Below are 20,827 nucleotides of genomic sequence, written 5' to 3' on the forward strand. Positions count from 1 at the left end.
AATTGCGTGTTTACCTATTTTTGCGCTATGGTATTACAATTTGTCAGTGATTTTCTGAAGCATCGTTTAACCGCTAAAAGCAGGCATGGTACACATTCACCTTTTGTTTATAAGCTGGTGGATGAGGTAATTTACGATTTTAAGTCCAAAACTGAATACAATAGTGTTGAGCAGCAAAGAAAAAAACTTTTACATGACGATGCCATAATCAACGTTACAGACCTTGGTGCCGGCTCTCACCTGAACAAAAACCGTACAAAACCTGTAAAAGAGATTGCAAAAAATGCATTAAAGTCGCCGCGACTTGCCCAGTTAATTTACAGGCTGGCAAAGAGCAGTAATCCTGCAAACTTGCTGGAGCTTGGTACCTGCCTGGGTATCACTACCGCCTATCTTTCCAAAGCTTGTCCCGAGGCAGATATCATTACCATTGAAGGCTGTCCGGAGACTGCTAAAAAAGCATATCAGAATTTTAAGGAACTGGAGCTGGAAAATGTGGAGCTGCAGGTAGGTAATTTTGATGAGTTGTTACCTAAAGTGATCGAAGAAAGTGCACAACTGGATTTTGTCTATATCGACGGTAATCACCGCAAAGATGCTACTATCAACTACTTTAAGTGGTGTTTGCCTAAAGTACATGAGCACTCACTATTGATTTTTGATGATATTTACTGGAGTAAAGGGATGAAAGAAGCATGGGAAGAAATCAAAAGTCACCCGGATGTAACGGTGACTGTCGATCTTTTCTGGATAGGTTTGGTTTACTTTAAAAAAGGACAGGTAAAAGAGCATTTTAAGATCAAATTTTAGGACAGCTTTATTTATTGATTTTTTAAAAAGCTTCCGCCAGACTGAGGTAGAAGCCTGATTGTCTGGCTTCACCACTGCGTTTTTCTCCAACAGCATAATCTGCTCTTACACTTAATCCCTTAGCAGGGTCATAGAAATACCTGATTCCGGCACCATAAGATGGTTTAAACTGTTTCAGCGAGAAACCGCCGTTTTCGAAAACGCGTCCACCGCCCCCAAAAGCAACCAGGCCGAATCGATTACTAAAGCGATACCTTAATTCTGTTTGTGCCGCAAGGAGGTTCTCATCCCGGTAGCGGCCGGAGTAATAACCCCTCATGATCTCATCGTTTCCTAATTGTGGCAGCAGGTAAAATGGCGTACTGTTACTCTGAACGGTATAATATATTCCATTTACGCCCAGTACCAGCTTTTTTGCCAGCGGCCAGAAATTACGTAATACTACACGGATCTGGCTGCCACTGAAATCATTTCCTCCAAAAATATCAGGTGCATATTGATAGGAAACGCGACCAAAAAATCCTTTAGTAGGGTAATTATTTGAATTTCTGGTGTCGTATGTCTGCGAAACGCCAATAAAGAGTACATTGCCACCTGGTTTTCCCAGTACTGCGGGGTTAGTATCGTATAAACCACCGATTTCTTTATCCTTGAAACTGTAATTTTCAAATCCCAGGGATACTCCTGTATAAGTGAAAGGAAGTATATTTTTCTCTACATCGAACATAGCCTTTACCTGGTGCTGTACAATCCGGTCTTTGCCGGACTCCAGTGTCTGGTTACCGATGCCGAAAAAGTCGAACGGCATACTGCGGAAACGCATCTCACCGATAAGGTGATAGGCATTGTGTTTGGTCCACACATCCCCTTTCAAACTCACATTATAAGTTTTCTTGGTGGAATAGGATAAAACAGCAGCAAAATTTGAACTCCTGTTAGTGCTGTCACTTTTATCTACATAAGTAGAATATAAACCTCCGGCGCCAAATTCCAGTCCTACTTCCTGGGAATACCTTAATAAGGGCAGGGGCATAAAACTGGCTCTACGCGTGGTATCTACATCTTCTGATAACATACGTTTAATCAGTTTCATCTGGGCTGATCCAGAAAAGGCAGAGAGCAGAAGGAAGTTACAGATCAGGAATCGTTTCATTTTAATGACTCGGATAATAGGTATAGCCGGCGAAATTAAACAATTTGAACGAATTACCTTGTACCGGGTTCTGTTCCCATTAAGGTATAGACCTCTTTCATATAAATGGCTTCGTTCAGCATGGACCTGAACTCTTCCAGTTCTTCCGAGGTGAACGCAAAGCTGATGTCTTCGTTGGGACTGCGCAATAAAATCCTTTCCTTTTTATCAGGGAAAGGCAGGGAGGTTTCTGTGAAAGATGCATTTGTTATGATCTCCCTGAAGCTGAGAAATTCCTGCCCGGAAAAGGAAAGTACAAGGTTATTATGCCATACGTAATATACTTTGCAGCAGGGACAATGTGAGATTGCCGTGTGTTCTCCTGAACTTAAAACTATTGTTTTACACATATAATTGGGTTTTATTATTTCTTTAATGCAATCCTGACCCGGCAACAAAATAGTACTGGGGCCAGGACGGGAGCGCGCATTTCATTTTAGTTTTAACCTGTTTTCTATCATCTGTTCTTCAGGTAATATCAGGGGACTGTTACGAGTTGCCTGCACCGAGGAAGATCGTGTAGCTGTGCCGTTTATGTCTTTTAATACAGCCCTGAGGCAGTCTTCTTCAGGATCTCCCAGTATTGGGTTTGCAGGGTTGGAAATGGTAATGTCTGCAGGAATACCTGTAAAGTAGTCTGACCATCCGCTGGCATTTTTGATCAGGAAACTGGCGAGATAGACCGTGTATTTATCAATGTTTATCGCAAAAAATCCAACTGGTTTCCCATAGGTTGTTGAGCCGGCAAGCTTCACTTTAAAATAGGGTTTCAGACTGCTGATCAATAGCTCGCTGGCCGATGCGGTATGGGTGGATACGATGAAATAAACGGTTGTAATGGTTTCCAGAGTTCCTTTTTTACTGAAGTAATGTGTGTTTCCGGCTTCCGTGAAATTAACGTCGGCCATAGTGGCCATTCTTCCATTGTACATCACCATTTTCCCTTCATTATCGTAGTAAGGCTGATTTTTAAGGATCGTTGCTTTCCCTGTCTGCAACTGCGTATTATATTGCTCTGAGTAGATTACTTTCCCGTTTAAGGAGGTACCTGCAACCAGGTTGGCGACGTATTCTGCTGTTTCTACATAGCCACCGCCATTGCTTCTTAAATCAATCACAAGAATGCCCGGATGCGCCGCTGCGAGCATAGCGAACGCATCATCAAGGGCCGTTTTACATAAGCTGAGTCTGGGGAACGATCCCAGTGCCATATAGGCGATCTGCTGATTTCCGGAGCTGATCAGGGCGGTTTTTAGAATGGCCTGATCAGTTGCTGTACCAGTTGCCGCACTTACACCGGTAGTATTTCCGCTCTGGAGATACGAATATTTTGATGATGTGCCGCCAGACGAAAATTCATACGGACTTCCTGTTGCTGAATTTATTTTTAGCTGTGAATAGTTAAACAGCTCAGTTTTAAATGCCGTGATTTCAGGATTTATCGCTGCGTATTGACGTGGATTAAATTCGGCATAAGTGGGAAGGACGTCATTCCATAGGTATACTTGTTTTGCATACAGATAAATAGAGTCCAGTGTAAATTCGGTACGTGTTCCTGTCGTTGGTGATACGGGTACTTCGATCGTAACAGGGGAGTCTTTTTTACAAGAGATCATACTCAAAGTTATTGCCAGATAAAATATACAATAAAGCTGTCGTTTAAATCTATGAATCATGTTCTCCTGTCTGATGAATGTGTTATTCAGTTATCGTGATGAGCGGCGTAGAAATAGTCGCCCTGCCACCCGCATAATACTTGCTTTCCGGATAAGTGTAGAGGATCAGAGAGTAGGTGCCAACAGGAAAATCAGCGGGAACTTTCAATGACCAGCCGGTAGTTTTTGCTTCCAGCAGTGTAAGTGAGACGATCACCCTTGTTACACTATTTCTTATCTGCACGAGTGTAACTTTTTCCATGTTTTCACCGCCGCTCCAGGCGAACTCCTGACCTCGCTTTAAGGTAACAGCTGTGGTAACCGGTGCCGTAGCTAATCTTGGAGCCGGACTTTTTGCAAGTACTTCAAATGTCTTATCTATGGTGAAAGACCGGTTGTTTGATACTATTTTAACTTTTTGATACAAACCCGGCGTTGCTGTTGTTACATCTGCCCGGATAGGCGTAATGCTGGATATTGTTGCGGGAATTTCTGCATTATCGTTATTGATGAAATATATTTTAGTAAGACCTGCATTCGTGTTGAAGTAATCACCATTCACGGTGATATTCGCATTGATTTCTGTAAAAAAATACCCGTTGTAATCCAATATGGACACCGAGCTGATATAAGGCCTGGTAGAATTGACAACTGGTTTTAATTTATAAGTAGTCGTCTTGCCATCTTCTGCAGTAACGATGAAGGTGGTATTTTCATTGAATTTTACAGTTGCCCCTGACGCAGGTTGTATTGTTGCTTTATCAGAGACCGTGATTACCGGCGATATGTTTTCTGGTACTTCCTGTGAAGGTGGCCAGTATAAGGTAATTTCGTTATTTTCTATCGCAGCTTTGATCGCTGCGCCAGTATTGTCTTTGATGGTGAAATTGATTATTTCACTATAAGGCAGCGAAGGGTATTCTTTTTTACAGGCAGAAAAGGTAAACAACAATAAACAGAGAATTAAAATGTGATGGAGAGAAGTTCTGCTGGTTGTTGTACCTAAGTATTTATTTTTCATGATGTTGCATTAAAGACTTTTTTTTATATTTTTGAGCCCTTTAAAGACAGGGTAATGTTTTTTTAATTTCATTACCCTGTAATTTTAAACAATCCGGGGCTTTTATCTGGCGGTATTTCTGCTGACAGATCTCGGTGAATCTTTAGAAGAGGGGCTGACCTCGTACGCCAGCCTCTTTTTAATCCGCTTAGAATAGCTTATTCAGTTAATTTATTATTTCAATCGTTTTGTATGGAAAGCTACAGCTGTGTTATATGGTCCTGTACCAGTACCAACAATTGAATCTAACTGTACTACAAGTACTTTTGTAGCTGCTGCTACTGTAGAAGCATTTGCTATGATGATGTATCTTGATGCTACAGGTGCTATGGTTCTGGTAGTGGTATTATAGTTATACCACCCAGCAACAGTTGTTGTGTTGTTCCCTAATGTAGTTGCGGCAGTCAGGCCAGTAGAAACATTCGCCAAAGTTACATCTGCTACGTTAGCAACAGAAGGAAGGTCAGTATAGCTTAAAAAGAAACCTGTAGCCGGAGAAATATTCCCGTTGAAATTCTGAGAGAATAATGCTTCGGGATCATCGCTGTCGATCAGGTTTTCTGTAAGGTTATAAGCGATCGTTCCCCAGCCAGATGCTGATGGTACAGCTGCAGAATTGGTGAAACTACCAGCCTCGGTTCCATTTACAGGAATGGTTGCCTGAGCTCCGTTTAATGATAATTGAGCGCTTTCTGAAGGAGCTGCTGTTTCTTTTTTACATGATGCGCCAAGGATGGCAACTAATGCAAGGCTTAATGTGATTTTTAAGATGTTGTTTTTCATTTTTTAATTTTTTATAATTTATTATTGATTTGGGGTTGATGCCCCGGATTGTTTCATGGGTTGGTTATTTGGCGATCACATTTATCGGCCAGTTCAATGTACTAGCTGCCCAACCTCCAAATAAGGCGGTCGGTGCATAAGTTCCCGCAGGTGTGTGATCAGGTACACGTATGACTGCCTGTGTACGTGTATAGGATTCGATAGGCAGCAGTGTCTTCTGACCTCCGGCTACAATACTCAGCTCCTGGAAATCATAAAATACTTCTCCGGATGTAGTGATGGTAAATGTATCCCCCTGTTTTACTGTAATCACTTTATAGTCGATAACAGGTCTTCCGTAAATGAGCTTTATTGGAAGGGTAGTTTCGGTGGTAAGGTGTTGTATTTTTACTCTGACCTTGTAATCGCCGTCTTTCAGCTCCTGCGGTATTTGCAGGTTGGTCAGCGTATATGTTTTCAGTCCGGCAATAATTGCGGGCGTAACTGTGGATCCCTGAGTTGATCCTGTTACCGGATGTTCTACCTGATCTGTTCCCACTAAAAATACTTTAACCTTATTGGGATCTGTCGTATTAAAATTCCCCTGGATACTAATTGTTTTTGAACCGATTGCCCATCCTGCTGTTGTTGTAGCCGTTGAAGGTTCAATGAGTACAAGCGGGCCGAGCTGCTGTACTTCAATATTCAGTTTGTAAGTACTTACCGTTTTATCTGCTCCGGTTACGGTATAAGTCACATTCGTACTCATCACGTCAACGGGCAATATTTCTTCGCTGATCTTTGCTCCTTCGCTTACTTTAATTTGCGGATCAATCACATCCAGCTGGTAATAGAAAGGGATATAAACAGTAATGGTTTTATCAGCTTCATCTATCACACCAGTAATTACACCGTCAGATACCGGGATTTTATACCCGGTGATTCTGCTATTCTGAAGCTCAGGCAGATCCATTGTTTTTTTACAGGCGGAAAATCCGATTGTTATTAACAGAGAAGCGACAGATAATATTAATTTAGATTTCATTTTATATTGGTTATTTATTTGATTTCAAATTTTGTGCTGCCTTTAGGTACCAGTACATATTCGAATGTGAAGAACATATGTGGAGTAGTTCTGAACCAGGTTGCTGGTGTGAATGCATTCTGATAACAGCTGATCATCTTAATCTTTGCAAAATTGCCATTAGCAGTACGCAGAACGATAGTTCTGGCTGGCAGTTTTGTTCCATTAGCGAGCGTTAAACCATCTGCAATAGCATAAGCCACATGTTCTTTCTCGTAACTGCCATCGCCAACAGTGCGCCCGCCGAAATCGTACAGATACCATCCTGTACCTTCTCCGAAATCTCCGTTTTTATCTGTTCCAACTACAGTTCCCCCTGTTTTGAATTGTGCTTCTGCAGGAATGTCTGTTACCTCATCAAAAGATTTCTCCAAAATCAGGATAGCGCCCGTGCCTGATGCACCGTAGCCTAGATTTGTTGCATTTCCGCCGTTATTTCCCGATAGAAAACTGTTATAGAGTCCGTTGAAGCCTACATCCCATCTTGCTGTTTTTGCGAAAGCGGCTTTAATCTCCATCTTATTTTCCAGACTGTAATAAGCGGCCGACTTGGGAACTGTAGGATTCGCATCATCGGTTTCCACTGCAAAATTTTCTACTCGCTGCACTTTATAAAAGGGTACCGTCCCTGTTATTACTTCAGGCGCGGTTTCCGGTGTCGGATCCTCACTTTTAGCGCAGGCACTGATCATAAATGGGATGATGGCGAGCAGGAAAATCCTTTTTGCTGGTTGAATGAATTTTGGCTTCATGTATTTTTCTGTATTTGTCATTGCCGTTTTTTAATCTGCTGTCAATAAGTTTCTGCTCCCATCCTGCTGCACATAATAACGGAAGGTGAAATATGGTGCGGGCCAGTTCAGGTCGCTCACCGTTGCAGGTGCGCCCTTGTACATACTGATCAGCTGTAACTTGGCATATTTTCCCTCGGCTGTACGTAGTACGTAGGTTCTGTTGATCACAGGTACAGCAATGTGTGTCTTCAGTTCATAGAAATACCAGCCATTGCCAGCTCCTGAATCCCACCCTGCGGATGTGATAGCATTATTGGTGAACTCCGCGTCCGATGGAGCTTCTGTTACCTGATTATATGCCTTGTTGACCACGATCATGGCACCTTTTCCGGCGGCACCAAAACCAAAGCTCTGGTCGCTGGTGCCATTGTTGATGGATACGTAGGAATTATATTCTTTTGCAAAGGCGATATCCCATTCTGTACTTACCTTTTTATTGCTTTCTACCTTTGCCCCGGTTTTAAAGCTGAAATAAAAAGGTTCAAAAGGTTTCCCGCTACCGACAGTATTACCAATGTCACCCTCCAGATCTCTGATCACGGTACTCACCCCATCTTCCAGTTCCGGTACATTGTTTTCTTTGGTACAAGCCGGCATGGTTGCTATCATTGCAACTGCAATCAGTATTTGCCTGATGAAATTCCTTTTCATTATTTTAGTTTTAAGCTACTGTAACTTCCTGGAATACATCTCCAAAGCGGACAAAGGTTTCGTCAGCTGCAGCTATAGCAATAGCTTCCTGTTCAGGAGTAGCTGCCTGTTGATTCATTACGGATACGAAAACGCCCCATTTCTGGCCAGTTGCTTCACCATATCCTGAGAAGAACGATACTCCTTCTGTAATGCCGCCTTTTCCGAGCATTTTTACGATGATACTACCGCCCATGATGGAGCCTTCCATCACATATAATGCACCCAGTGCCTGTAATTCATTTTGGATGACTGGTACCGCCACGGTACGGATGTCATTTACATTTCCGCCCAGGGCCTCAATATCATTTTTAAGATAAAGAGAGTTTCTGCGGTCTTTATAGTCTGGTAAAAGTCCGGTTGTCATGTAAGGTGCGATGGCCTGTTCTACCTGATTGAAATAAGTGTAGAAATATTTAAGAAAATCTGCGTAGTCAGCATTGCTGCGGATCGTTTTCATTTTCTGGATTACTTTTTTTTCTAAATTAAGATGAGCCTCTTTGGTCGCTTCTTTGATGTTTGTACTTAGCATATTTCTGGTTTTTTGTTGTTACTTGAAAAATCTATAAGTTATGCCCCCTATGATTGCCCTGCCCTGTTGTGCAGGCATGAGCTGGTCGCGGTAATCGAAAATATTATCTGCTGTGAGCTGTAGCGAAAGGTGTTTGTTGAGCAGGGTTTTCTGAATGGATAGGTTAAAGAGGAAATAACCAGACACAAATGTGTCATAGTTGTCGATAAAGTTATTCGCCCTGTTGGCTTCCATAAAACCATATTTGCTGCGGTAGTTTATCCGAAATGAACCGGTGAAGCCAGCTTTGTGCTCATAAATAAATTTAATATTGGCCATGTGGCGGGAACGGTTGGCCATGCCGAAGTAATCCGATCTTTCCGACTTTCGTAAGCTGTTGATTTCTGTATCATAAACCTGAGCAAATAGTCCGGTCTCATTTTTAATAGAATCGATCACACCACGGTCAATCGCATAAAGGAGTTGATAACCGGCATTGATGTTCAGCGATGGAGTGGCCGACCAGTTGATACCGATCTCCGTTCCTGCAAGATAAGCTTTGGCAATATTTACGTAGGAGAATATCTGCTGGTTACTTGTTTTTGTTGCTACTTGTTCTGAGTTGATAAAATTTTTAATGTCGTTGTAAAATACGTTGACATCCAGCTTTACCGACTTAATGGCTGTTAAGGTGAACCCCGTACTGTAAGATACAGAACGCTCTGGTCTGAGTGCACCTATTCTGTTGGCTACAGGCCATATATTCAGGATCTGGCCGGCATCCTGCAATATTTTAATTTCTCTTGCATACTCCTCAGATCCCAATACTGTATATCCTGTCTGAATATTGGTAAACACCAGGTAGAGCTGTTGAAAGTTAGGCGTTTTGAAGCCTGTACCTACTGCCGCTCTAAAGACGAGGTCTTTAATGGGGGTAAATTTCAGTCCCAGACTGGGATTGATTTTACTGCCATATTTATCATGATAATCGAACCTTGCACCACCCGTAAATTGTACTGCGCCGGTCGCCCTCCAGTCGGCCTGCCCGTAGATAAAATAATTTGTCATTGTTTTTGTACCCCTGTAAGACACGCTATTTAATTGTTCATAGGCCGCACCTGTACCTGTAGTCACACTCAATCTGCTACTGAATTCACGCGCTGCCTGTAACTCTCCGCGGTGCAGATACTGAGTGAATCGGTTTCCCGGTAACTGAGCACCGCTGTTCAGGTCGGTAAAATCCTGTCCGCTTTGATAACGTGTAAGGTAATATTGAGATTTAAGTCTGGTACCGTTACTGAAATTGCTGTTCAGGGAAACAGAGCCGTTGAGATCACGCTCATCCATCACATCAGTGCTCGGTTTTACTCCGTAATTCAAATTGTTCACTGAATGACGGGTAGCATAACGGGTGTTAAAATTAAGGGTATTAACGGCGTTGAGCTGGTAAGCGGCTCTTGTTTGTAAAGCATAGCTGTCAAATGGCGGCGCTGTTTTTCCTTCGATGAGATAAGGGTTGGAATTGAAACCATCTGTTCGGTAGTAATTCCCCGATATATATACTGATCCTTTTTTTCCGGCGAATGGTGTTTCTCCTTCTAATGTGGCATCTACCATATTAAAGCTACCGTAACGCAATGCAGCGAGTCCCTGTGCGGCCTTTATATTTTTACGGGTAACAATGTTGACTACCCCTGCAAGGGCCTCACTTCCAAACAGACAGGAAGATGCGCCTTTAATGATTTCGATCCGCTCTATGTTTGAAACAGTGATCCGGGAGAGATCAAGGTTGCCTGAGTTGCGGCCCGTCATCGGCTGACCGTCTATCATGATCATGGTATAACCACTGTCGAAACCCTGCATCTGGAGACCAACGGCCCTGTTGCCATTGCCGATATCGTTTACGATGGCTAATCCGGTTTGTTCTTTCAGCACCTCGTCCAGTCGCCTGCTTCCCATTTGTTCTATTGCTTTACGGGTAATGATTGTACTTGGCATTACTGTGTTGATCATGTCAATCAGGTTATCCGGATTTTTATGGCTGCTGCTGATACTTACTTCATCCAGTCCGTTTTCTGCAGCTTTTAGCCGGATTTTTATCTGTTCATTGTTTTCCGGATTAATCTCGACTTCCGAAGTGTAGGCTGTGTAACCTACTGCTGTTATTTTTAGCTGATAGGTTCCGGTATAGAGCTGGTCAATTATAAATTCACCTTTTCTGTTTGCAATGACTGTTCTGTGGTCTGGCTCCAATAACACTGAAGCACCGGGAATACCTTTGTTCTGTTCATCTGATACAATACCTTTCAAGCTCCCTTTTGTCTGGGCGCAAAGTCTGGTTGTTAGTAAAAGTGATAATAGTAACATCAGATAAAGTTTATTCATGTTTAATTAGATAGACCCCTTTTAGCCTATTATTTTTAATCAATCTAAATAAGCTGGTGATGCAAAACTGTATAATTAATTCCATATATGATTTGTGCAAAGCGTATTAAATTTTATTCAAAGCGTATTAAGTTTTATTCCATCCGTATTATAATTATCGTTTTATCACACATGTGCACAATGTAATTTCTCATTAAAGTGTTGTAATTTGTTGTTGTATAGATGTATATGAATATTTCTGATCAGCTTTAGCCATTAATTATGCATAATACGGATTGCACTAATAGAAATAAAGGGGTTGTATTTAGACCGATTAAACACGTTGTTTGCAGGATAAACCAAGAAGATATCCATCAATCATGAAGAAAATACGCTATCTGCTTTTGTTACTTTGCAGCAGTCTATATGTGAATGCTGCTATTCCTAAACGGATTATCACGTTAAGTGCTGCGCTTACTGAAACGGCGGATGCCCTGGGCTTTGGGAAAAATATTGTCGCGGTAGATGTAACCAGCATGTATCCTGCCTTTGTTAACAAATTGCCTAAAGTAAGTAACAACCGCTCTGTGTCTGCCGAAGGTCTTATTGCTTTCGCACCTGATCTTGTTCTTGCTCCTGAGGGATCAGTGTCTAAAGAAATACAATACCAGTTGAAATCTGCCGGCATCAGGTTTGTTGGAATTAAACAGGAATATTCAGTTGCCGGCGCGCTTGCCTTTATCCGTACTGTAGCTGCCGCTCTTCAGTCGGCCTCAAAAGGAGAAATCCTTGCAAAGCAGACCGAAATAAAAATAAAACAATCATTAGCGACTATTAAAACCGGGGGAAAGGTTCCCAAGGTTCTTTTTATTTATGCAAGAGGAACAGGTACAATGCTGGTCGCCGGTAAAAAAACCAGTATGGATGCGATTATCACCCTATCGGGAGGTAAAAATGCTGTCCAGGAATTCAATGAATTTAAACCCTATACTACTGAGGCGCTGATTAAGGCTGATCCTGATGTCATCCTGATGTTCGAGTTCGGTTATAATAGTCTGGGTGGTATCAACAGTATTTTAAAAATGCCCGGAGTGGGACAAACGAAAGCGGGTAAAAATAAAAAGATAGTACAGTTGGATGCGGACCTGCTGGTAAATTTTAGCGTGCGACTTGATCAGGCTATAAAGGCATTGAATAATCAACTTTAATTGCCGGCTATAGTAATGAAACCTACTGTTATCTACTTGGCATTGACTGCCGCATTATTTATTGCTGTATCTTTTTCCCTTGGCATGGGCGCGATGGATATCCCGGTAAAGGAAGTCATGCTGATTCTGCTCAAAAAAACAGGCCTGTTCAGTAAGCAGGAAATACTGCCGCAATATAACGCGGTGATCACTATTGTTCGTTTACCCAGAGTAATACTCGGTATCCTGGTAGGTGCCGGGTTGGGAATCTCAGGTGCTGCGGTGCAGGGTATTTTTAGAAATCCGCTGGCGGAGCCTGGTCTGATCGGCATCTCAGCGGGAGCGTCATTAATTGCTGTAGCAATTATTGCTTTAGAGATTGGACTGATTACAGGATTGAGTAATTTAATAGGCTACTACCTGTTAGCCTTTGGTGCATTTTCCGGGGCCGGATTGGCTGCGATGCTGGTTTACCAGATCTCGCGTACGGACGGGCGTTCAAATGTAGCGACGATGTTGCTGGCAGGAATTGCGATAAACGCAATGGCCGGGGCGCTGACGGGACTGATTACTTACCTGGCTAATGAGCAGCAGTTGCGTAACATTACTTTCTGGATGCTTGGCAGTTTGGGTGGGGCTACCTGGGAAACCGTATGGGCACTATTTCCCTTTGTACTGATTCCGGTAATTGCGCTTCCTTTTATGGGTAAAGCATTGAATGCATTTGCGCTGGGCGAATCGCAGGCAGATCATCTCGGTTTAAAGATCAATCAGGTAAAGCGGAATGTAGTGATCTTGTCTACTATGGCAGTTGGCGCCTCAGTATCTGTTTCGGGTATAATAGGTTTTGTGGGATTGCTTGTTCCGCATACGGTGCGTCTTGTGACAGGAGTGGATAACAAATACGTGTTGCCTGCTTCAGCTTTACTGGGGGCATTGATTCTGACGCTGGCGGATCTGATTGCAAGAACGGTAGTATCTCCGGTAGAGCTGCCAATAGGAGTAATCACTGCGCTCTTAGGTACGCCATTATTTCTCTATATTTTAATTAAAGACAAAAAGAAACTTCTTCAATAATAGATTTATGTTAACAGTTGAAAATGTAACCTTCGAAATTAATAAGAGAACGCTGATCAGGAATGTCTCTTTTAATATGCGTTGTGGTGAGGTAGTCGCCATTCTTGGTGCCAATGGCGCGGGGAAGTCGACATTACTGCGGATGCTGAGTGGGGAAAAGAAAACTTCGGAGGGAAATATACTGTTGAACGGCAGGTGCATTACAGCTTATGGTCCTGCAGAATTAGCAAAGAAGAGAGCTGTGATGAGTCAGCATAACGTGGTAAACATGGATTTCACGGCTAAGGAGATTGTAATGATGGGGCGTTATCCGCATTACAAGAACAATCCTACGGAGAACGATAAATCTGTTGTACGGCAGACGATGAATGTTTGTGGCGTTACACAGCTCGAGGAAAGATCAATATTGACCTTATCCGGCGGGGAGCAGCAAAGGGTGCAGCTGGCCAGGGTACTTGCGCAGATCTGGGATTGTCCTGGTGCCCTACTCTTAATGGATGAACCGGTGTCTGCGATGGATCTGCAATATCAGCAGCAAACGCTGGCCATTGTTACCGCACTGGCAAGAAAGAACTTTATGGTGATTGCAGTATTGCATGATATTAATCTTGCTGCTCAATATGCTGACCGGCTGTTATTGTTGAAAAACGGGCGAAAGTGGAATGACGGTACACCAGCAGAGGTGCTCAATCCAAAAAATATTTATAATATATTTTCTATTGAAGCCCAGGTAAGCGTTAACCTGCATACGCTGAAACCGTTTGTGCTGCCGAAAGAAATCAGGATAGATTATACGGAGCTACATGCTATACTTTAATGCCACTGGGCAGTACGCCGAAATATTTTTTAAATGCTTTACTGAAATTTGCCTGGTGTTTGAAACCTGACAAACCTGATACTTCGTAGATACTCATCCTTTCATCCAGCAGCAGCTTTCTCGCCTGTTCCATTCGCAGACGTGTGATATAATCATACATGGTTACGCCATAATATTCTTTAAAGCCTGTACGCAGCTTAAACTCGTTCAGCAATATTTCTTTGGCCAGTTCCTTATGTGTAGGCGGATTTACAAAGCGCTCATTTAAAATAGTTCTTGCTTCTTCCAGACGGTCAAAATCACCCGTCTTTAACACTTCATGTTTTTGTATGCTGCTGTCATTCCGAAGCTGTTCCAGCTGATACATTAACAATTCCAGAATTTTGGACTCTGTATGTAATCTTTTAAGTTCGCCCGACTGGCGGCAGTCGCGGATATCATTAATCACCTTTCTCATTTCCGGTGTTACCGCCATGTCTTCTGTAGAGAAGGAAGTGAACTGGCCTTTTTCAATGTCTTTCACAAAACGTTCATGAAGGATAGAATGGCGGTCGATCAGTGAGAAATAATACTCTTTGGAAAGGACTACCATGAAATAGGTGTATTCTACGTTTGCACTTAATTCGTGACTTGCCTGCGTGGAGGGAATGTAACGTATATTATGTCTGCTATGTCCGTATGATGCTGTGGTTGTTTTTTTTCCGGTGGAATTTTTATAAAAAACGAACTGACTTGTTATGGTTTCTCCATTGATATCGGTGTGTATGCTGGTTGGATGTTCAAATTCCATCACTGAGTGCATCAAAAATAATCCTCCTGTTGTCAGCTGGTAATTGCACATCTTTACTGGTGTGCGATGAATGGTTACCTGTTTTTCCGATAAGGTATTATTGGGAGAATAAATGTCCGGCACATCTTCCGTAAACAGCCATTCGTCGATATCGGAAATTTTTGCTTTTACAATCATCGCTTAAGTTTTTCCTTAAATCAAGGTTCAGGATAAGAAGGTTAAAATATGTTAGTTCAAATATAATACTTTATTTATAAAGGTTCTAAATAATTATTCATTTCCATGCAAATGATTTTACAGCGTGGGTGCAGCAGCTCATGAGAAGGTTAAGATATTTTTACTTATTTTTGCGCGCTTACAGCAATTACAATTCAAAACAACCATAAAGATTATAACAATGAGCGTTACGAGAGGACCAATATCTAAATTCATGGAAGGGCATTACCTCCATTTTAATGCAGCAGCCATGATGGATGCAGCTAAAGGCTACGAAACGCATTTAGACGAGGGTGGTAAAATGATGATTACCCTTGCAGGCGCAATGAGTACTGCTGAGCTTGGAATTTCACTGGCGGAGATGATCCGTCAGGATAAGGTTTCCATTATTTCTTGTACAGGTGCAAATCTTGAGGAAGATATTATGAACCTTGTTGCACATTCACATTACAAACGTGTTCCTAACTACCGTGATCTGAGTCCGCAGGACGAATGGGATCTGTTGGAAAACCATTATAACCGTGTAACTGATACTTGTATCCCTGAAGAAGAAGCCTTCAGACGTTTACAAAAACATATTCATAAAATATGGAAAGATGCAGAAACAGCAGGTGAGCGTTATTTCCCGCATGAGTACATGTATAAAATGTTATTGAGCGGCGATTTAGAGCAGTATTACGAAATTGATCCTAAAAATTCATGGATGCTGGCTGCTGCGGAAAAAAATCTGCCGATTGTAGTACCGGGATGGGAAGATTCTACAATGGGTAATATTTTCGCTTCGTACGTGATGAAATCGGAGTTACAGGCAACGACCATGAAGAGTGGTATTGAGTACATGGGATACCTGGCTGACTGGTATATTCAGAACAGTGCGGGTAAAGGTGTTGGTTTCTTCCAGATTGGTGGTGGTATTGCGGGTGATTTCCCTATATGCGTAGTTCCGATGCTGTACCAGGATATGGAGATGGAAAATATCCCATTCTGGAGTTATTTCTGTCAGATCTCGGATTCAACTACTTCCTATGGCTCATATTCAGGTGCGGTACCCAATGAGAAGATTACCTGGGGTAAACTGGATATTAATACCCCTAAGTTTATCGTAGAATCTGATGCTACAATTGTTGCCCCATTGATTTTTGCATGGATATTAAAAATGTAATTTATATCACCAAATTTTTTTAAATAAATCGACATAGAAGAAAATCAGCAAATCAGAAAATTTGCTGATTTTCCTCGTTTAAAGGCCAAAAAGGGCAAAGTTTAGAATGATTATAAATTGTATTTACTGTCATTTCTTTGTCATTGGTAAATTAATAAATTTTACTTTTGTGGACGATTTAGTCAAGAACGGAAGTTTAAACACTAAAATCTTTGTTACAGTTTTTTAAAATAAAGCATAAAATACTCATTATGAGGAATATCTCATTGATCATTAGAAGAGTTTGGAAGTCGGCATTCATGTTATCGGCTCTATCTGTTTTAATTGTTTCTGGTACACAAGCACAAGACGCGGCAGAAGGAAGAAAGATCTTCAAGGAAAAATGTACTTCATGTCATGCACTGGATCGCGATTTGATCGGTCCGGCCCTACAAACGGTAGTACCTACAAAGAGTGAGGCCTTCCTGTTGAAGTGGATTAACAATGCTCCTGCATTTATTGCATCGGGTGACAAGGAAGCGGTAGAAGCTTCTAAGTTTAACCCAAATGCAGAGATGACTGCATTTCCAAGCCTGACGCCTGAGCAGATTAAAAGCATCCTTGCTTATGTTAAAGTAGGGGAGCCTAAAAAAGCTGAAGCTGCTGGTGCAGCTGGCGGCAGTGGTTCTGATGAAGTGTCAAGTTTCTCTTTAGTCGGAGTGATTGCGGTGATCCTGATCTCTATCGTTGTTTTAGTTGTATTGGGCAGAGCAATTAAAATGCTTGAGCGTTTGATTCTTCAAAAACAAGGCGTAGTCATTGTTGAAGAAGAGAAGGTTTCAATGGCAGCCGGCATCGGACAGTTATTTAAAAACAAGAAGTTTATTTTCTTCTTTATCCTTTGTGTGGTTACTTTCCTTGCCTCTTTTGGATGGATGGGCATGTGGAATACTGGTGTTCACACAGGTTACCAGCCAACACAGCCAATTAAGTTCTCACATGAGTTGCATGCGGGTACAAACCAGATTGATTGTCAGTACTGTCATGCAGGCGCTTTCGAATCGAAAAATGCAACTATACCATCTCTTAACGTATGTATGAACTGTCACAAGTCAGTTCAGGCGAGAGATAACCATGATGGAAACATTTCTCCTGAAATTCAGAAAATCTACAATGCATTGGGTTACGATGCAGATAAAATGACTTATGACAAGTCGAAAGAAAAACCAATTGAGTGGGTACGTGTACACAACCTTCCTGACTTTGCTTATTTCAATCACTCACAACACGTTGTTGTAGCTGAAGAAGCTATCCGTAAGGAAAAAGGACTGAAACCTAACGAGCCGGTATGTTTTGCTTGTCACGGTCCGGTTAATACGATGGAAGAGATTTACCAATACTCTCCGCTGACCATGAAATGGTGTATTAACTGTCACAAAGACACCAAACTGGAAGTTAAGGACAATGCATTCTACACCAAGATTATTGAGGCTCATGAGAAAATCAAGAAAGGTGAGAAAATTACACCTGCAGCATTAGGTGGAATGGAATGTGGTAAATGTCACTACTAACAAATAGAGTTTAATAAAAAGAACGTTCGATAAACAGTAATATAGCTTAAATGGAAAGCAATAAAAAATACTGGAAAGGCTTAGAGGAATTTAATAAGACCTCCGATTTTGTTGAAAACAACAAAAACGAATTTGCGGAGCCGCTTCCAATAGAAGATGTTTTAAATGAAGCAGGATTAAGTACAGTAACTCCTCGCCGTGACTTTTTAAAAGCCTTAGGCTTTGGTCTTGGTGCGGTAACACTGGCAGCTTGTCAGCCTGCTCCTGTACACAAATCAATACCTTACCTGATTAAACCAGAAGAAGTAATTCCGGGTATCCCTAATTACTATGTTTCAAGTTTTAATGGTCAGAGTGTATTGGTTAAAACGAGAGAAGGCCGTCCAATTAAGATTGAACCGAATCCTAATGCAGGACAGTTTAATTGCGGAACTGACGCTACTGCTCAGGCATCAGTGCTTGACCTGTATGATGTTTCTAAGTTAAAAGCACCTCAGTTAAAAGCTGATGGCGACCTGGCTGATACTACATGGGCTAAAGTGGATGCTTTTGTAGCTGCAGAGCTGGCGAAAGTAAAAGCATCAGGCAAAAAAATCAGAATTATTTCTTCTTCAGTAAGCAGCCCGTCAACCAAAGCAGTTGTGGCCGACTTCACTGTAGCTTATCCGACAACAAAACACGTTCAGTATGATGCCGTATCTTATACAGGTATTATCAAAGCGAATGAGAACAGTTTCGGTAAAGCAGTAATTCCTAAATATAATTTCGATAAGGCTGATCTGATCGTAAGTTTTGGTGCTGACTTTTTAGGTACCTGGATTAGCGGAGAAGAGTTTACTTCCCAGTACATCGAGAACAGAAATTACAAAACCCTGGCTAAAGGCAAAATGTCACGTCACTTCCAGTTTGAAGCTGGCATGAGCTTAACAGGAACAAATGCGGATACACGTCTTCCAATCAAATTATCTGAGCAGGGACCTGCGCTGATTACCTTATATAATGCAGTTACCGGTGCTAATTTAGCTGGTGGTGTTTTACCTAATAATACTTCTGCTGAAAAAGCAATTAAATTAGTAGGTAGAGAATTGGTACAGCAAAAAGGAAAAGCTTTAGTCGTTTGCGGATCCAACGATGTCTCTACACAGATTCTGGTAAATGCGATTAACGCAGCTATCGGAAGTTACGGAACAACAATTGACCTTGATAACCCATCTAAACGTTATGCTGGTAATGATGCAGAATTTGCAGAGTTATTAAACGAGATGAACAGGGGAGAAGTTGGTGCAGTATTTTTCTTAGATACAAATCCTGCTTATGATGTGGTAAACACGAAAGCGTTTACTGATGCATTGGCAAAAGTTCCTGTTAAAGTTTCTTTCGCTGACAGAAGTGATGAAACTGCTTCATTATGTGATGTGATTGCTACTAACCAGAACTATCTGGAATCATGGGGTGATGCAAACACGTATGAAGGAACATATTCAATTGTACAACCAACGATTAACCCTGTGTTTAACTCACGTCAGGCAGAGCAAAGTTTATTGATCTGGTCTAACGCGCCTGTTAAAGATTACTACCAGTATGTACGTAACAACTGGGAGAAAAATATATTACCTGCATTAGGTAAAACATGGAATGATGTATTGCAGACAGGTGTATTTGCTGCAGCTCCTAAAGCTGCCGGTACTTATACTTTCAACCTTTCATTAGCGGCTGTTGCTCCTTCTGTATTGAATAGCAGCAAAGCATTAGCTAAAGACATCGAACTTCAGGTTTACGAAAGTATACCAATGCGCGATGGTAAATATGCAAACAATGCATTCCTTCAGGAATTACCTGATCCGGTTTCTAAAGTAACATGGGACAACTATATTGCACTTGCGCCCAAATTTGCTGAGTCTAAAGACATCAAAGAATTTGACGTTGTAGAAATTAAAGGAAGCAATGGATATACCATTACTTTACCTGTTCTGATTCAGCCGGGGCAAGCAGTAGGTACTGCTTCAATCGCTTTGGGTTACGGACGTACGAAAGTTGGTAAAGCTGGTGATAACGTAGGTAAAAATGCTTATCCGTTTGTAACGTTCGCGAATGGAACATTACAGTATGCAAATACGGTAACCATTACTAAAACGGGTGCTACTTACGAACTGGCACAAACACAAACTCACCACTCTTTTGAAGGAAGAAACATTATCCGCGAAGCAAGCTTCAAGGAATATGTGAAAAACCCTGCTGCAGGAACAGGTAAACATGAAGAAGGACATAAATCATACGATTTATGGGATAAATACGAAAAACCAGGAAACAACTGGGTAATGGCAATCGATCTGAATGCTTGTACTGGTTGTGGATCTTGTATTGTAGCTTGTAACGTGGAGAATAATATTCCGGTTGTAGGCCGTGATGAGGTTCGCAGACGCAGAGAGATGCACTGGATTCGTATTGACCGTTACTATAGCTTTGAAGAAGGCGATAAGAGCGTTTCTGAGGAAAAAGAGATTGCGCACATGGAAAACCTTGACCGCGTATCTGTTGTTCACCAGCCGATGTTATGTCAGCACTGTGATCACGCTCCTTGCGAAACCGTTTGCCCGGTACTGGCTACAGTACACTCTTCGGATGGTTTAAACCACATGGCTTATAACCGTTGCGTAGGAACAAGATATTGTGCAAATAACTGCCCGTATAAAGTTCGTCGTTTCAACTGGTTTAACTACTGGAATGATTCACGTTTTGATAACTACCTGAATAATGAATTCACTCAGCTGGTACTTAATCCTGATGTAACTACACGTTCAAGAGGGGTAATGGAGAAATGCTCTATGTGTATCCAAAGAATTCAGGGTGGTAAACTGCAGGCTAAAATGGAGAAACGTCCATTGAAAGACGGTGATATCAAAATGGCTTGTCAGGAAGCTTGTTCAGCCAATGCAATTATATTTGGTGATGGCAACGATCCTAACTCGGAAGTATCTAAAGCATTACGTAGTGAGCGTATCTACTATGTACTGGAAGAAGTTAATACACAACCGGGAATAGGTTACATGACTAAAATTAGAAACACAGATTCATTACCAACAGTACAAGCGTAAGCTGATATTAA

The 20,827-nt window shown here is 41.7% G+C and carries 18 protein-coding genes; 7 read left to right on the top strand and 11 right to left on the bottom strand.

The genetic code is table 11. From position 1 onward, the window contains the following. The first annotated feature begins 27 nt into the window (after positions 1 to 27). Positions 28 to 810, top strand: a complete 783-nt coding sequence (locus OQX62_RS01950; RefSeq protein ID WP_265829701.1) for an O-methyltransferase — start codon at positions 28 to 30, stop codon at positions 808 to 810. Between the two features lie 22 nt (positions 811 to 832). Here the strand turns inward: OQX62_RS01950 and OQX62_RS01955 are convergent, their stop codons facing one another. From OQX62_RS01955 to OQX62_RS02000, 10 genes are all read right to left on the bottom strand, one after another. Beyond that, on the bottom strand, positions 833 to 1,963 hold the full coding sequence (locus OQX62_RS01955; protein ID WP_265829702.1) for a BamA/TamA family outer membrane protein: 1,131 nt from the start codon (positions 1,961 to 1,963) through the stop codon (positions 833 to 835). A gap of 53 nt (positions 1,964 to 2,016) precedes the next feature. Next, positions 2,017 to 2,352, bottom strand: a complete 336-nt coding sequence (locus tag OQX62_RS01960; RefSeq protein ID WP_265829703.1) for a DUF6686 family protein — start codon at positions 2,350 to 2,352, stop codon at positions 2,017 to 2,019. An 81-nt stretch (positions 2,353 to 2,433) separates the two neighbouring features. Then, positions 2,434 to 3,618 (bottom strand): S41 family peptidase, encoded by a 1,185-nt coding sequence (locus OQX62_RS01965; RefSeq protein WP_265829704.1) that lies wholly within the window; start codon positions 3,616 to 3,618, stop codon positions 2,434 to 2,436. An 82-nt stretch (positions 3,619 to 3,700) separates the two neighbouring features. Then, on the bottom strand, positions 3,701 to 4,678 hold the full coding sequence (locus OQX62_RS01970) for a hypothetical protein (protein ID WP_265829705.1): 978 nt from the start codon (positions 4,676 to 4,678) through the stop codon (positions 3,701 to 3,703). Between the two features lie 213 nt (positions 4,679 to 4,891). Continuing rightward, complete coding sequence (locus OQX62_RS01975) at positions 4,892 to 5,500, bottom strand: hypothetical protein (protein ID WP_265829706.1); 609 nt, start codon at positions 5,498 to 5,500, stop codon at positions 4,892 to 4,894. Positions 5,501 to 5,564: 64 nt separating this feature from the next. After that, the gene (locus OQX62_RS01980) at positions 5,565 to 6,524 is read right to left on the bottom strand and encodes a hypothetical protein (RefSeq protein ID WP_265829707.1); all 960 of its coding nucleotides are present in this window, start codon (positions 6,522 to 6,524) and stop codon (positions 5,565 to 5,567) included. Between the two features lie 14 nt (positions 6,525 to 6,538). Continuing rightward, positions 6,539 to 7,336: an HmuY family protein gene (locus OQX62_RS01985; RefSeq protein WP_265829708.1), complete on the bottom strand. Its 798-nt coding sequence runs from the start codon at positions 7,334 to 7,336 to the stop codon at positions 6,539 to 6,541. Positions 7,337 to 7,345: 9 nt separating this feature from the next. Further along, positions 7,346 to 8,008 carry an HmuY family protein gene (locus OQX62_RS01990; protein WP_265829709.1) on the bottom strand — a complete coding sequence of 221 codons (663 nt, stop codon included), beginning with the start codon at positions 8,006 to 8,008 and terminating at the stop codon, positions 7,346 to 7,348. A gap of 10 nt (positions 8,009 to 8,018) precedes the next feature. Next, positions 8,019 to 8,579 carry a biliverdin-producing heme oxygenase gene (locus tag OQX62_RS01995; RefSeq protein WP_265829710.1) on the bottom strand — a complete coding sequence of 187 codons (561 nt, stop codon included), beginning with the start codon at positions 8,577 to 8,579 and terminating at the stop codon, positions 8,019 to 8,021. An 18-nt stretch (positions 8,580 to 8,597) separates the two neighbouring features. Continuing rightward, a complete protein-coding gene (locus OQX62_RS02000; RefSeq protein ID WP_265829712.1) occupies positions 8,598 to 10,943 on the bottom strand; it encodes a TonB-dependent receptor in 2,346 nt (781 codons plus the stop codon). 359 nt (positions 10,944 to 11,302) lie between these two features. On the opposite strand from OQX62_RS02000, the gene OQX62_RS02005 reads away from it, so the two are divergent. The 3 genes from OQX62_RS02005 to OQX62_RS02015 are packed head-to-tail and all read left to right on the top strand — an operon-like array spanning position 11,303 to position 14,003. Further along, the gene (locus tag OQX62_RS02005; RefSeq protein ID WP_265829713.1) at positions 11,303 to 12,130 is read left to right on the top strand and encodes a heme/hemin ABC transporter substrate-binding protein; all 828 of its coding nucleotides are present in this window, start codon (positions 11,303 to 11,305) and stop codon (positions 12,128 to 12,130) included. Between the two features lie 15 nt (positions 12,131 to 12,145). Further along, positions 12,146 to 13,186 (top strand): FecCD family ABC transporter permease, encoded by a 1,041-nt coding sequence (locus tag OQX62_RS02010; RefSeq protein WP_265829714.1) that lies wholly within the window; start codon positions 12,146 to 12,148, stop codon positions 13,184 to 13,186. A gap of 7 nt (positions 13,187 to 13,193) precedes the next feature. Further along, positions 13,194 to 14,003: a heme ABC transporter ATP-binding protein gene (locus OQX62_RS02015; protein WP_265829715.1), complete on the top strand. Its 810-nt coding sequence runs from the start codon at positions 13,194 to 13,196 to the stop codon at positions 14,001 to 14,003. Here the strand turns inward: OQX62_RS02015 and OQX62_RS02020 are convergent. Beyond that, the gene (locus OQX62_RS02020) at positions 13,993 to 14,970 is read right to left on the bottom strand and encodes a helix-turn-helix transcriptional regulator (protein WP_265829716.1); all 978 of its coding nucleotides are present in this window, start codon (positions 14,968 to 14,970) and stop codon (positions 13,993 to 13,995) included. The genes OQX62_RS02015 and OQX62_RS02020 overlap by 11 nt on opposite strands. A gap of 220 nt (positions 14,971 to 15,190) precedes the next feature. Between OQX62_RS02020 and OQX62_RS02025 the strand changes: the two genes are divergently transcribed. The 3 genes from OQX62_RS02025 to OQX62_RS02035 all read left to right on the top strand — a co-directional run bounded on the left by OQX62_RS02025 (position 15,191) and on the right by OQX62_RS02035 (position 20,816). Further along, positions 15,191 to 16,171 (top strand): deoxyhypusine synthase family protein, encoded by a 981-nt coding sequence (locus OQX62_RS02025; RefSeq protein WP_265829717.1) that lies wholly within the window; start codon positions 15,191 to 15,193, stop codon positions 16,169 to 16,171. 251 nt (positions 16,172 to 16,422) lie between these two features. Further along, positions 16,423 to 17,721 carry a c-type cytochrome gene (locus OQX62_RS02030; RefSeq protein ID WP_265829718.1) on the top strand — a complete coding sequence of 433 codons (1,299 nt, stop codon included), beginning with the start codon at positions 16,423 to 16,425 and terminating at the stop codon, positions 17,719 to 17,721. A gap of 50 nt (positions 17,722 to 17,771) precedes the next feature. Next, complete coding sequence (locus OQX62_RS02035) at positions 17,772 to 20,816, top strand: TAT-variant-translocated molybdopterin oxidoreductase (RefSeq protein WP_265829719.1); 3,045 nt, start codon at positions 17,772 to 17,774, stop codon at positions 20,814 to 20,816. The last annotated feature ends 11 nt before the right edge of the window (positions 20,817 to 20,827 follow it).

Origin of the sequence: Pedobacter sp. MR2016-24, from assembly GCF_026239655.1 — a bacterium.
Classification (GTDB): domain Bacteria; phylum Bacteroidota; class Bacteroidia; order Sphingobacteriales; family Sphingobacteriaceae; genus Pedobacter.